The 13,618-nt window shown below is 55.7% G+C and carries 11 protein-coding genes and 1 pseudogene; 7 read left to right on the forward strand and 5 right to left on the reverse strand.

Translation table 11 applies throughout. From position 1 onward, the window contains the following. Positions 1-97: 97 nt before the first annotated feature. The gene (locus tag OMK73_RS01015) at positions 98-583 is read left to right on the forward strand and encodes a ProQ/FinO family protein (RefSeq protein ID WP_267600316.1); all 486 of its coding nucleotides are present in this window, start codon (positions 98-100) and stop codon (positions 581-583) included. 190 nt (positions 584-773) lie between these two features. On the opposite strand, the gene OMK73_RS38650 is transcribed toward OMK73_RS01015, so the two are convergent. After that, positions 774-887 carry an H-NS family nucleoid-associated regulatory protein gene (locus tag OMK73_RS38650; RefSeq protein ID WP_420715424.1) on the reverse strand — a complete coding sequence of 38 codons (114 nt, stop codon included), beginning with the start codon at positions 885-887 and terminating at the stop codon, positions 774-776. A gap of 564 nt (positions 888-1,451) precedes the next feature. Between OMK73_RS38650 and OMK73_RS01025 the strand changes: the two genes are divergently transcribed. Together OMK73_RS01025 and OMK73_RS01030 are read left to right on the forward strand one after the other, a co-directional pair. Beyond that, positions 1,452-2,225 carry a hypothetical protein gene (locus OMK73_RS01025; protein ID WP_267600317.1) on the forward strand — a complete coding sequence of 258 codons (774 nt, stop codon included), beginning with the start codon at positions 1,452-1,454 and terminating at the stop codon, positions 2,223-2,225. 888 nt (positions 2,226-3,113) lie between these two features. Further along, the gene (locus OMK73_RS01030) at positions 3,114-3,302 is read left to right on the forward strand and encodes a hypothetical protein (RefSeq protein WP_267600318.1); all 189 of its coding nucleotides are present in this window, start codon (positions 3,114-3,116) and stop codon (positions 3,300-3,302) included. A 143-nt stretch (positions 3,303-3,445) separates the two neighbouring features. Here OMK73_RS01030 and OMK73_RS01035 read toward each other — a convergent pair whose 3' ends face one another. The 3 genes and pseudogenes from OMK73_RS01035 to OMK73_RS01045 all read right to left on the reverse strand — a co-directional run bounded on the left by OMK73_RS01035 (position 3,446) and on the right by OMK73_RS01045 (position 9,419). Beyond that, positions 3,446-4,993 (reverse strand): efflux transporter outer membrane subunit, encoded by a 1,548-nt coding sequence (locus OMK73_RS01035; RefSeq protein WP_420715425.1) that lies wholly within the window; start codon positions 4,991-4,993, stop codon positions 3,446-3,448. A gap of 14 nt (positions 4,994-5,007) precedes the next feature. Then, positions 5,008-8,196: an efflux RND transporter permease subunit gene (locus OMK73_RS01040; RefSeq protein ID WP_267600319.1), complete on the reverse strand. Its 3,189-nt coding sequence runs from the start codon at positions 8,194-8,196 to the stop codon at positions 5,008-5,010. A 33-nt stretch (positions 8,197-8,229) separates the two neighbouring features. Next, positions 8,230-9,419, reverse strand: a pseudogene (locus OMK73_RS01045) (efflux RND transporter periplasmic adaptor subunit). 506 nt (positions 9,420-9,925) lie between these two features. On the opposite strand from OMK73_RS01045, the gene OMK73_RS01050 reads away from it, so the two are divergent. After that, a complete protein-coding gene (locus OMK73_RS01050) occupies positions 9,926-10,450 on the forward strand; it encodes a hypothetical protein (RefSeq protein ID WP_267600694.1) in 525 nt (174 codons plus the stop codon). Between the two features lie 552 nt (positions 10,451-11,002). Here OMK73_RS01050 and OMK73_RS01055 read toward each other — a convergent pair. Beyond that, entirely contained in the window at positions 11,003-11,239 is a 237-nt protein-coding gene (locus tag OMK73_RS01055) for a hypothetical protein (RefSeq protein ID WP_267600320.1), read from the reverse strand. A 496-nt stretch (positions 11,240-11,735) separates the two neighbouring features. Here OMK73_RS01055 and OMK73_RS01060 point away from each other — a divergent pair, with 496 nt between their 5' ends. The 3 genes from OMK73_RS01060 (at position 11,736) to OMK73_RS01070 (ending at position 13,543) form a co-directional block, all read left to right on the forward strand. Further along, on the forward strand, positions 11,736-12,077 hold the full coding sequence (locus OMK73_RS01060; protein ID WP_267600696.1) for an SDR family oxidoreductase: 342 nt from the start codon (positions 11,736-11,738) through the stop codon (positions 12,075-12,077). Positions 12,078-12,130: 53 nt separating this feature from the next. Further along, complete coding sequence (locus OMK73_RS01065; protein ID WP_324291633.1) at positions 12,131-12,607, forward strand: hypothetical protein; 477 nt, start codon at positions 12,131-12,133, stop codon at positions 12,605-12,607. A 63-nt stretch (positions 12,608-12,670) separates the two neighbouring features. Then, positions 12,671-13,543 carry a helix-turn-helix domain-containing protein gene (locus tag OMK73_RS01070; RefSeq protein ID WP_267600322.1) on the forward strand — a complete coding sequence of 291 codons (873 nt, stop codon included), beginning with the start codon at positions 12,671-12,673 and terminating at the stop codon, positions 13,541-13,543. Positions 13,544-13,618 lie beyond the last annotated feature (75 nt).

Here is a 13,618-nt window from a genome sequence, read left to right on the forward strand (position 1 = left end):
TGCCTGGTTTGGCCGAGGCCCCGCCGCGGCGTGGGCTGCGAGGCGAATTGCGAGGGTCTGCTCTACAATCGCATGACGCTTTTAATGGCTGGACACGATGGGCTTCGAACAACTGGCGGCACTGAAGGAACAACTGACAAAGCAAGCCAAGGCCGAGTCAAGGGCCAAGACGCGTCGCGCACCCCCAAAGGCTTCGGCCCGCCCGACTAAGCCCGTGAATGAGCCCGCTAAGCCCGTCGATCCGGTGCTGCAGGCCATCGTGAAGTTGCAGAAACGGTTCCCGCAAACCTTTCCGAAGAATCCTGCGCCTAAGGTACCGCTCAAGATCGGCATCTTCGAGGACCTCGTCCCGCACGCGCAGGAACTTGGCCTGACGGAGTCGGTATTGCGCGACACGATCCGGACCTGGTGCCGCGGCACCCGATACTGGACCTGCCTGGTGGAAGGTGCCCCGCGCGTGGATCTGGCGGGGCAGGAGGCGGGACACGTTTCAAATGCCGATGCGAACCGCGCGCAGCAACTGCAAGCCCATCGTGCGGCGCGCGCGCAATCTCGACCCGTGACGGCGCCGAAGCCCAGCTGATCCGTGATGGGGATGTCGCGCCGGCGGCGCGGCGTCGTGCGCCGACGAAGCGCGACCTCGCATCGCATGCCTGCGTCGGCACGATGAGGAACGCTTGCGGAGCGCCGCGTTCGACGCAAGGCAGTCGCCGTTGAGCGATCACTATTTCCGCTAACGGCGCCCACTAATTGCTAATGTGAGTGCGAGAAACCTATTTCACTCGGAAATGCTCGACGCGCTGCCCGGCATTCACCGCCCTCTGCAGCCAATCTGGCAGTTCGCCTTTACCGTCCCAAACACGACCATCCGCATTCCGGTAACGCACTGCTGCGGCTTGGTAGCATCCTCAAAACACCCAGCACGCATAAGGTCGTCGAAGGAAATGCTGTTTCGGACCATCTGCATTCGGACCCACAAGATCGCGGCTTGCTTGTCGGCAGACTCTCTGCTGCCAGATACAAATAGACGGGCTGCCTCCAGCGGCTCCGAGTTTGTGCCCCGACTTGAACGCCGGAATGTCTCGTTAGGTACTGATTGGATTGCTCTCATGAAATCAAATGACAGCGAATTCTGCCCGCAAGAGAATAGCGGTAAGAGCTGCTGCCTGCAGTCCAGGGGAAGCTCAAGACAATAGGCCAAACGCAATATGAGGAAAGCCTCCAATCGAGAAGCTTCCTTTAAAACTAAAGCTCGCGCTAATGACCACCACGCCCGTACCGCTGCATAATGTCTCCTACACAAGGGCACTACGTTTGCTCTAACTTGCTCTTTTTCAGTGATGACACACACGATGCAGTTACCGGCATGCGGCACTACAGCGAAGGACTCATTTGGCGGCTATCGCGCCAGACCTGCAGGTTACCACGCCAGCCGTCTTCCGGCGATATCTTTGCTGACAGCCGATGTGATGCTACGCAACGATGTTGCCGACGCCCTGCAGCGCCGCGATGCGGTTGCTGCGCGTGGTGCGTTGCAGCTATTGCTCAGCGAACATCCTTCCGACGATCTTCTTCCTGCTCTTAGTACGCTGACTCGGGCCCTTGAGGAACCAAGGCCAGAGCGCTTTGGCGGCCACGATGCACTGCAACATGCGCGTGGCGAGATAACCCGCGAGGTCATGCCCGCTGCTGCCCGCGTGTTCGGTGACACTGCCGGCAGCGCATGGCTAGCGCCGTTTTGGCGAGCGCTTGCGCATGCGGCTGGCAGTCGCAAATCCCTCTATTCGCCTGTCAGGCGGGTACCAAAGCTTGAAATTGCGTATGTCATGGCCATTGAGAACGGCACATCTCACCTGCAGCAAGGCATTGGCTACCGGAATCGTCCAGCGCATATGTCCATTCCTCTTCATGCGCTGGCCAATGACGTAGTCGACCACGGGCCCCTGCGCTCGTCATTGCTGATAGTTGACGAGGTACCATCGCGTCCCGTCGAGCTGACGCGGCGCCTTGATGTAGCCCGCATCGATCTGCAGCGCGACCGTTGGACCGCTCAGAGGCGGTCGTCGAGAAGGCGCGGTCACCACTGCAGCCACCATCGTTGCGCACTGAGCTTCCTGCACCAGGCGCTGCCCTACGCTCCTCACATTCACTTTGACGCTGGAGCTCGGAAGTTGCCGCCCGCCGGGAAACGCATCGCGCAGAAAGATCTGCGCCAAGCGATATGACATCACGCTGGCGTATCGACACTGGAGACAGCTCCACTGGGGATGCACGCGTTGCGGCAACGCTTGTGCAAGCGGCGAAAGCGTGCCCTGGTCAGTCGAGCAGAAACCGCATGCGCTGCAGTGCGAGTAAAAGCGCGGACTTCGCGGGCTCTCCTTGCCGAAGGTCGTGCGATAGACCAATGGCTTCGTGTCCTTGATGCCAAGTTGGGTTCCGCACGCTCGACAGCGAGCAGCAGCGCCAACGAACTGGTCGACCTGCTCGTTCAAGACCACCGTCTGGAGCTGTTGCAGCAGTTCGTGCGTCTCGCGTATGAATAAGCCCAGGCCGGATGCAGGTTTGTGTCCTTGGGGAAGTCCCTGGTGTATCGATTGTGGATATGAGCTCATCGAGGTTGGCAGTATCCCCTTGGATCGCACGATGCAGCCGCCCCAGTAGGGCCAACAGGTGCCGGACTACGGTCCACATCAGACCAACTGCAACGAACAGGCCGATACTTGCCGCCAGCACGACCTTGCGACGGACGTCAGTCAGAGGCCGTAGGGCTTCCTTGGCGGGAAGGGTAGCTACGAGTTCCCGGTCGGATTTGAGCAGGTTTCAGACGCCCTGAGCTGCCCATCACCTCGGAGTTCGCCAGCTTCCCCAGCCACAACCCGATTCCCCCGGTCAGGTCGCTTCAGTCCCGAGAACTTTGCGCGCGCCTTGGCGAAGGCCGGAAAGCCCCATAACTCCAGCATCAGACTATCGACCGCATCAAAAAAACACCCATACCATTGGTGCGCTGTGTATAGACACATCTTTCGATTTAGTTCAAAATAATTAATCTTCTCCACATCAAGCAATCGAGTACAATCTCATATGCCGTTTACCGAAACACAAGGAGATTTAAAATGGCTACTTTCAGTAGAGACGAAGCAGTTAATAAAGCGGTCGAGCTGGTGAATACGGCACTGGCCGCTGGTCTCCTTAAGGACGTTGTGCCCTGCAGTTTCAACCATCCCGACAAGTCAGGGAGTGAAACGTCCCAGTATCTTGGTGGCCTTTTACGAGGATTGGCAAAAGAGCTTGCTGATATGTGAGGACAAGTCTACTCCCTTTGACGGAGTGTACATCCTTGCGGTAGCACTCCGAGCCACCTCGGCAACTGGGATACAGGCAAGTCGAGGTGGGGATGCGGTAGATCCGTGCTCGCTGATCGAGAGCGCTCATTCAACTGAGGCGATCAACGCACAGATACGGCCTCAGCATCGTGCAAATTTATGGTGGTGGATGGGGCGTTGCCCCATCCACCACCCAATGAGCGGATTAGGTTAACACTCGCAACTGCCTGCACTCCGGAGAGCTGCACGGCGGCCCGTTGTGACTGCAAAACGGTTCGTTGGGCATCTATAACATCCAGATAGTTTACTGCACCTTCTCTATATTGAGTGTTCGATAATTGTTCCGCGCGGTTAGATGCCCGGACTGCCTCCGCCTGCGCCTGGATTTGTCCCCGCAGGATTCTCAAATCTGAAAGACTGTCCTCCACTTCGCGAAAAGCGGTAAGCACCTGCTGCCGGTATAACGCGACGTCTTCTTCATATATCGCTCTAGCGTTTGCCAGATTTCCTTTACGTCGGCCGCCGTCGAAAAGCGGCATAGTTAAAGCAGTACCTACAAGTGGCCCAAGAAGAAATGTCCGACTCGACCATTTAAAAATGTCGCCAATCGTCTCCGCTTCAAATCCGGCAGCACCCGTTAAAAGAAAAGAAGGGAAATATGCCGATTTTGCCACACCGATCCGTGCGTTTGCTGCGGCCATCGCGCGCTCTGCTGCCGCGATGTCTGGCCGTCGCTCCAACAGCGACGAGGGTAAGCCGGGTGGAATGACAATCTCGACCGGCCTGAGTGGGCTCGCAGCCATCGCAAACTTTGCGGGCGATTTACCCAACAGAACAGCTAGGCTATGCTCGGAGGCAGCGCGCATTCGTCGTACGCCCATCTCAGCCGAGCGTGCTGTCGCCAGTTCAGCATTGGCCCGAGCGACATCCAATTCGCTGATGTCACCCTCTCGATAGCGATGCTGCACCAAATCTAAGGCTTGTTCTCGTAGAACGACCGTACGTCGGAACACGTCGATCTCCGAATCAAGCTCCCGAAGATTGAAGTAGCTCTGGGCGACATCGGCTTGCAGTGCCAAAAGAACTGAGCGCAACAACGCGACGCTCTGCGAAACCTGGGCTTCCGCCGCTCTTACCGAATCAGAGACCCGACCGAAGAGATCAACTTCATAAGACGCACCGACCTGCGCTCTCCACAAAGTGTGCGCAGGTATGTCGTTACCATCCGGTTGAAACTGCGAAACGGGGGACACCTTCTGTCTGGTTGGGCCGAACCCCGCTTCAATCGCGGGAACTAGGCCTGCTCTAACCGTCTCGTTAATGGCCCGCGCTTCCTTGACTCGCGCGATAGCCGCCTTCAGGTTCTGGTTTTCCGCCAGTGCCACACTCTCCAAATCATTCAAAGTTGCGTCATCGAAGATTCGCCACCACTCTCCACGTTCGATCTGCTCTGAGGGTTGCGCGATCTTCCAGGTCCCCACGATTGTCAACGAACCAGTGTCGCGCTCATCGTCTACCGATAAAGCGACAGGCGCTTCCTTGAAAGAAGTGGGCGGGTCTATGTCAGCCCTCTCATATTTGGGTGCCAACGAGCAACCGACAAGCACTAAGGCGCACCAAGCAAATAAAGCTAGGGGAAGTGGTGATCGATTCATGTCGACGATCATCATCAGGTTCCTCTCAATCATTCTGTAGCATTGATGCCACGGACAGACGGACGCTTTCCGTGCTTGTCGACCATAACCTCGCCACCGGCAAGCTTGCGAAGTGCAATATAAAATACTGGAATCAGCAGGAGTCCAAATAGCGTCATTCCAAGCATTCCGGAAAAGACAGCGATACCCATTGCATGGCGCATCTCCGAGCCTGCACCGCTCGAGGCAATCAACGGTATCACCCCCATTATGAAAGCAATTGACGTCATCAATATAGGGCGAAGACGCAACCGGCTAGCCTCGATCGCCGCCTCCACAATGGTGCGTCCCTGCATCTCCAGCTCCCGCGCGAATTCAACGATGAGAATGGCATTCTTTGCGGACAACCCAACGAGAACCATCAAACCAATCTGCGTAAAGATGTTGTTATCACCATCCGTCAACCAGACGCCTACCAGCGCAGACAAAACGCTCATTGGCACGATCATTATTACTGCGAGCGGCAAGGACAGGCTTTCATACAGCGCGGCCAGCACAAGGAATACCAGCAGAACACTGATAGGAAAAACGTAGATTGCCGAGTTTCCCGCCAAAATCTGCTGATATGTCAAATCAGTCCATTCGTAGCGGATACCATGCGGCAGCGTCTTTTCAGCGATACGGTCAATCGCCTTCTGCGCCTCACTGCTCGAGTAGCCGACCGCCGGACCACTATTGATGTCAGCCGCAGTGTATCCATTGTAACGAACGACGCCATCAGGGCCATAGGTATGAGTAACCGACACGATCGAAGAAAGGGGAACCATCTCACCCTCATCGTTGCGTGCCTTTAGAAAGCCCAAATCGCCGGTATGCGACCTAAAGGGAGCGTCTGCCTGGACGCGCACTTGGTAGACCCGCCCGAATTTGTTGAAGTCGTTGACATAGAAAGAACCGAGGTATACCTGTAGGGTCCCGAAGACATCCGATATTGAAACGCCTAATTGTTTGGCTCTCGTGCGGTCCAGGTCCACGTTCAACTGAGGAACATTGATCTGATAGCTGGAGAAAGCTGGCCCGAGCTCTGGCGTCTGCGATGCAAGCCGAAGGAACCTTTGCGTCGCTTCGTTTAGTGCGACGTATCCGAGGGCCCCGCGGTCCTCGAGTTGCAGTTTGAATCCACCCACGGTTCCCAAACCCAGCACCGGGGGTGGCGGAAAGACCCCGATGTGGGCCTCCTTTATTTCAGCGTACTTTTTGTTCAAAGCGTCGGCTATGGCCGGCCCCGACAAGTCCTTACCTTTCCGCTTCTCGAAATCTGTGAGGCAGAGGAAGATGACAGCGGCGCTCGAAGAGTGAACGAACCCATTGATCGACATACCCGGGTGCTCCACCGCGTCCTGCACGCCCGGTTGCCTCATTGCGATCTCACTCATCTTTCGAACGACCTGCTCAGTTCGGTCCAACGATGCCCCGTTCGGCAACTGAACAAATCCAACAAGATACTGTTTGTCCTGGGCCGGTACAAAGCCGCTCGGGACGATTCTCCCCATCACCACTGTTGCTCCAACTAGGACGGCATAAATTCCCATCATTACCGCCCTGTGCCCGATCACCCCGCTAACGCCCCTTCCGTAATTCTCCGACCCTTTTCGAAACATCTTATTGAAGAGCCTGAAGAACCCCCCAAACGCGCGCTCAATGCCTCGAGAGAGCCAATCTTTCGGCTCATCGTGACCTTTCAGCATGATCGCAGCGAGTGCCGGTGATAGAGTCAGCGAGTTGAACGCCGATATGACTGTGGAAATCGCGATCGTCATCGCAAACTGCTTGTAGAACTGGCCAGTAAGTCCTGACATGAAAGCGAGTGGGACAAAAACCGCGACAAGAGTTAGCGCAATTGCAATGATCGGGCCACTCACTTCCTGCATCGCGGTATACGTAGCATCCCTTGCCGACATACCGGTCTCGATGTTTCGCTCGACATTCTCGACCACAACAATTGCGTCATCCACAACGATCCCAATCGCCAGAACCATACCAAACAGCGAAAGTGCGTTAATGGAGAAGCCAAATGCAAGCATCAACGAGAACGTGCCAACGATTGAAACTGGTACCGCAATAAGCGGAATAATCGATGCACGCCATGTCTGTAGAAATATAATCACAACAATAACGACAAGGAATATAGCCTCCAATAGCGTGTGTACGACAGCGTGAATACTCGCCTTAACAAATTGCGTTGGATCGTATACGATGCTGTATTCGACTCCAGGCGGAAAATCTGATTTCAATTCCTCCATCACCTTACGGACGTTCTCCGAGATATCGAGAGAATTTGCACCTGGTTGCTGAAATACCCACATTGCTACCGCAGGTTTATTATTTAGAAGGGACCGGTCTGCGTATTCAGCAGAGGAGAGTTCGACCCGAGCAACGTCGCGCAAATGCGTCACGGCGCCGTCTTTCGAGGTCTTGAGCACAATACCTTGAAAGTCTTCTTCGCTCTGAAGCCGGCCTTTCGCGTTGACGTTTAACTGAACCGCCGCGCCGGGTGCGGCCGGCGGCGCCCCAATCTGACCAGCCGCCACTTGCACGTTCTGCTCGCGAATCGCATTCACAACATCTGTTGCCGTCATGTTTCGCTGGGCAACCTTCTGCGGGTCTAACCAGATTCGCATTGAGTAGTCCCCAGCGCCTTTAAGCTGAACCTCCCCAGCGCCAGAAATACGTTGCAACCGATCGCGTACATTGATTAGCGCGTAGTTTCGAAGATAGATAAGGTCATATCGGCTGTTCGGCGAGATTATATGAACCACCATCGTCAGCGTCGGCGACGATTTGATGGTCGTCACCCCCAAACGTTGGACGTCCTCCGGTAGTCGTGGAAGCGCTTGCGCGACTCGGGTTTCCACAAGTTGCTGAGCCAAATTCGGATTCGTACCCAGCTTAAAGGTGATTCGGATGCTCAAATTCCCGTCGCTTGTTGCCTGTGATTCCATGTACAGCATGTCTTCAACGCCGTTAATCTGCTCCTCTAGCGGCGATGCGACGCTGGCAGCAATCACCTTCGGATTCGCCCCTGGGTACGATGCTTTTACAACAACGGACGGTGGGACAACTTCAGGATATTCTGATATTGGCAACTTAAATATAGATATCACTCCACCCAGCAATATGAGGATCGACAACACGCCGGCGAAGATAGGGCGGTCAATAAAAAACCTGGAAATGTTCATGACCTCATTCCCGGTGGGGGTGGTGACGATAAACTACTGACCCTTGCTCGCCGATGTGGACAGATTGGCGGCCATCGCGACTAGCTTGATCTTGACGACGTCGGTTGGTTTCACCCGTTGAATTCCGTTTACGACGATGCGATCACCTTGGTTCAATCCGCCCTCGACGATTCTCATCCCATCGAACATATCTCCGAGCGTCACGCCGCGATACTGGATGCGATTTTCGGAATCGACGACAAGCACATACTTTTTGTCTTGGTCCGTCTGTACCGCAGCATCGTCAATCAGAAACGCTGGGCGGGGCACCCCGCCTTCCACCCGAACACGCGCATAGAGGCCCGGGACGAGCACAGCGTCAGTGTTCTCAAAACGAGCGCGCACTCGTATGGTTCCGGATCCGGTGTCTAGCCGGTTGTCGACAGAATCGATATGGCCCTCGCGCGAGTATCCCCGTTCATTTGCGAGGCCCAACGAAACCGGGACCTTCTCCGTGGACTTACGGCTTAAATACTGAAGGTAGGTGTGCTCATCCACATCGAAAGCGGCATAAATCGGAGAGACCGATACAAGAGTAGTAAGGAGCGGAGCGCTTGCCCCTGTAGAAACGATGTTTCCGAGTGTCAACTCCGCACGTGAGACACGACCGGAAACGGGGGCGACAATACCAGTGTAGGCGAGGTTGATTCTGGCGGTCTCGAGCGCCGCACGTGCCGCCTTTAGTTCGGCAGCAGCACTGCGCGCTGCATTCTGTGCCTGATCATAGTCACGCTTTGCTATGGCGTTGTCCTTCAGCAGACGCTCCGCACGTTCCGCGTCCGTGGAAGTATATCCGTTGCGCGCCACCGCGGCCGCAAGCTGACCCGCCGCTCGGTCCACCTCGGCTACGTAAAGCCGAGGGTCAATGGTGAACAGGCGATCCCCCTTCTTTACAAGCGCACCATCTCTAAAATGCACGCCAACAATCGTGCCCGACACTAGTGGCCGAATGTCGACCTTTTCGATGGCCTCAATGCGCCCGGAATAGCTCTGGTAGTCCGTGATTGTTTTTGGAGCACCAGCGCCGCATCCACTTCCGTGAGCGGCGGCTTCTCCGCAGAGGCCGCAACAGCGCCGTTGACGGGTAGATCGCCGCGGATGCGAGTATACGAGAATGCCGCAACCAGCGCGACCACCACCGCGACGACACCCAGCCCGAGGGGGTTCTGAAGTCTGAATGTCATTTTTACACGCTCCATACACTACTCTTGACTACCCTAACTGGTGCATCTCTACCGCATCGACTCCACAGAATACCGTGCCCGTGCTTTTCACTTATCCACGACGTGCTTTGTCGACGAGGTTGCTGCGCGGCTCGTCGACAAGCGTCCCAAAAAGGCCTGGCATAGCGCGACAAATTTGCCCTTTGGCCATGGGCCATCTGTCTTCATAGTCGAAGTTCCCGCTCGGAAATGCATGACAAGCTCGGACAATCTTGGCATGGATCCGCGCGCATTACCGATGATCCCCTGTACAGTCTAGAGGCATATATTCCGACGGGGTGTTAATTGTTCTTAACGGCTGCGGATCGGCTGAGAAATCTTTCGGCCATCTTCGCAAGATTAATGAAGCATAATTTCACGCTATACAAAACTAACCAATAATGTATTTAATATTTAACTTTATAATATAGACGCTAAATTATTTTAATATAATTTATATTGCCAATACAGATTGGTAGAATATAACTATATCGCACAAAGACAACTACGGCGGTGGCATTGAGAATCGCACTCGCTTCTTGCTAGAAGTGATCGAAGCCGTGACCGCTGAAGTTGGCGCGCAGAAGGTTCGGGTACGTCTTACTCCAATGGGCCGGTACATGGGCATGAGCGACGAAACCCCAGAGGCTACGTTTGGGCATGTTGCCCGCCGACTCAATGACTGGAAGCTAGCCTACCTCCATCTTGTTGAGCCGGCGATGGTCGGCATCGTCAAAGATGAGAACTTTGACCCACGCCGGGATTCTATTATCGAGCTAATGCGGGCAGATTATCGCGGCGTACTGATGTTGGCGGGCGGCTACGATGGAGAAACTGCGGAGCAAGCGTTTGCCAGCGGTCGGGCCGACATTATCGCCTTTGGTCGTCCGTTCATTGCCAATCCCGACCTGCCAGCTCGTCTGAAGGGCGGCCTCGCGTTCAACACGCCTGACGCAAACAGCTTCTTTGGTGGCGATGCTGGCGGACACATCGACCATCCGGCCGCTGCGTGAGCGAAAGGGCTTCGCTATACCATGAACACCTTCCTGGACGCGATGTAGAAGTTCATTCCGATGCCTTATTTCGTCGCAATTGAGGAGAGCATAATCTGCGCGAAAGAGTGGCTCTCATAGCGAATTAACGCAGAGGTTGGAGGGGCGCACCCGCTCTCCTTGAAGGCCTACGCACTTCATTGCGTGGGCCGCATTTCCCTAGTGGCCTTCCGCGCCCGTGCTCCTATCGACGCACCTACGCCGGTGTGCACCAGCAGCCCCAATCCACCTCAATGCGTATCTCCTGCCGATCGAATCATCTCGTGCAACCATCTACAGTTATCAGAACTACTATGTGAACGCGAGACATCATTGCTCGCTAGCTTGCTAAATGTCCATAGATCGCTTCTCTGAGAATCCGTCGATAAACTAATCTTTGACGGTCACTACTCTGTGCGCATCGCGGTCATTCTCCATCGGATTGTCGACCACTCGCAGAACCAGGGAGATCGTCAGAATTACCAGTTAGGAATATCTGCGGCCCAGCGCTGCGCACTCCAAGTCCACTCGCCCTTATCCAGCTCCATGCTCTGTGCCAGCAGGGCTGGTGGCTTTGTCCTGATGTCGTTGATTTGGCATGCTCCGTATCTTCGGCCACAGCGGCGCCGATACGAGGTAGATCCCTTCATCCGCCGGCTTCGGCACGATCTGGTGCGGCGTCAGGCTGGCGTAGCCAGGCTGATTTTCCGCCGTCAGCAACGCCTGCCGTTCCACTTCCCTGAGTTTGTTGGTGCGCGCACTGCAACGCACCTCTGGCCTCCTATCTGCCCGCCAGTGCCGCATAGCCCACCCGGCCAAACCGGGCACCTCGCGGGCCAACTCCTGGCGCGCCCCTGCGCTCACTGTTTCATCGATCAACAATCAACAGTATGGCGAAGCGACACATGGGCGATCATCCTTACTCGTCCCGTCCCCAGGTCGCTACGGCATCTTTGCAGTACCTGCAGCACTGGCGTTTCCGCCAGCGTCGCATTCTTGCCCGTCTGCGTTCCTGGCGGCTGTGGCGCCTCCCCTTTCAAGGGCCAACAGTTATCAATAGATAAGTTACTTGCAAGCCGAGCCACGACGTCATATTATTGATCGATCGATTGATAGAATCCTGCCATATCCGACTGTCGGACGATCGAGATGCACTCGCCGCGCGCCTGCGAGATCGTCGCTGCACCGAAAACAGCGGGTACGACGAAGTTGAACAATCCGGAGAACATGTTCGTATAACACCGAAAGCAAGACAACGTTACTTATCATAGGATCAACAGTTAAATTCGGACAACGCGTTGTGGAGGCGCTTGAGCCCAATCCAAGCGTGCACGTGCGGGCGACATCGCGCCGCAAAGAGCAGGTTCGCCACCTGCGAGACTTAGGCAAGGACGCAGTTTATCTTGATCTTGACGATCCGCAGTCCTTTGGAGTTGCTCTAGCCGGCATTGATCGCCTGATGATTATCAATGGGTACTCCGTCGCCATGCTTACCCAGACCAAGACTCTGGTAGATGCCGCCAGGAAAGCCGGTGTTAGCCACATTGTGCATCTGGGAATTTACGGCGAATGGGACTCTACAGATCCTCACTTCACTTGGCACAATTAGTCGAGACGTATATCGAGGCCAGCGGCATTGCGTGGACACATCTGCATCCGAACATGTTCATGGAGAACATGCTGACTCTCTTTGCACCGCGCGCTGACACGATAACCGTCTATTGGGGCACTGAGCGTACTGGCTGGGTTGCACTAGATGACCTCGCCGACGTGGCCGCGAAGGTGCTAACGGACGGACCCGCGAAGCACGGTGGACAGGATTACTGGATGAGCACGGAAGCGGCAAACGGTCCGGCGATTGCTGCAATCATCGGAAAGGTTACCGGCCGCGATATTCGTGCGGCGATCAAGAGGCCCGAGGATTTCAAGCAACTGTTCCTGTCGGGCAGCATCGAGGTCGAATCTTGGTATGCAGAAGGTGCAGTCGAGTTCGTCTGCCAGGTATATGACGGGCGCATGGGTTATATCGGTGGCGTCCGAGATGACGTTCCCTATGTTCTTGGTCGGCAGGCAAAGTCGTTCCCCGAATGGGCTGAGGAGAATCGCGAGGCGCTTGTGGCCGCCGCCAGCTCCAGTTGAGCGGTCACGATCGCGCATAACACTGGCCGTCGCGACGACCTCTCCCTCTACGAGCGTGAATAGATGCGGTACGAAACAAACGCGTTCTTCTCGGATGAACTATCGAGACACAAGCCGCTATGGGCCGATGTCGACGCTACGCTCATCAAAGTCGATCCCGGCCGGCCAGTGGAAGGTCGGCTAGCAGGCGATCGCCACCATGTCGTGGTGCACCTACGTTTGGGAAACTCGATAGCCTCATCAAATTTTTCTCAGTATATCGGCACCCTTAGGTCCGGCGATGTCACATTCTTTCCCGCCAATCTTCACGCACTCCTTGTCCTTGCGCCCCATAGCGGCGTGGACGCCGTCGTTCTATCTGTCTCCACTAGGCTTTCGTCACGGAGCGGACTCGGCGATGGGCTCGAACTTCCAGCTACACCGTTTTCGTGCGGCCGAGACAAGTTTCTCCGACATTCGGCGGAGACCCTGCTCCTCTATACGGATGGAGATGAAGGGGAAAGTCGCCGCGCGGCCGCCGAAGCGGTTGCACTGGCAGCCATGCATCATGTCGGCTACCTGTGGCGAAAAACTCCATTCGCGTTCGAAAGGAACTGCGGCGCCAACGAGCCGCCGAGCCACCATCGCTACTCGGCGGTGTTGCAGTATATTGAGGCAAACCTCGACTCCCCTATCACCATTGGCGAGCTCGCCAGCATTGTCGGGCTGAGCAGCTGCTACTTCTGCCGTGACTTCAAGGAATCCTTTGACGTCACGCCTCACAGGTTTCTATTGGAGCGCCGTATCTCGCGTGCCCGCGAACTCCTAATGGGGAGTCAACGTTCCATCACCGAGGTGGCGGTCGAGGTTGGTATTCCGAATTCGTCCTACTTTGCGTCAGTATTTAAGAGACTGGTGGGCGTCCCGCCCAGAATCTATCGACAGAACGGAAAATGATCTCCTTGGACCACCTCCATTCACATCCGCCGCGCGCAACCATTCTGCGACGTCGCGAAACCCTCGGAAACCCAG

Origin of the sequence: Cupriavidus sp. D39 (genome assembly GCF_026627925.1) — a bacterium.
GTDB lineage: Bacteria > Pseudomonadota > Gammaproteobacteria > Burkholderiales > Burkholderiaceae > Cupriavidus > Cupriavidus ulmosensis.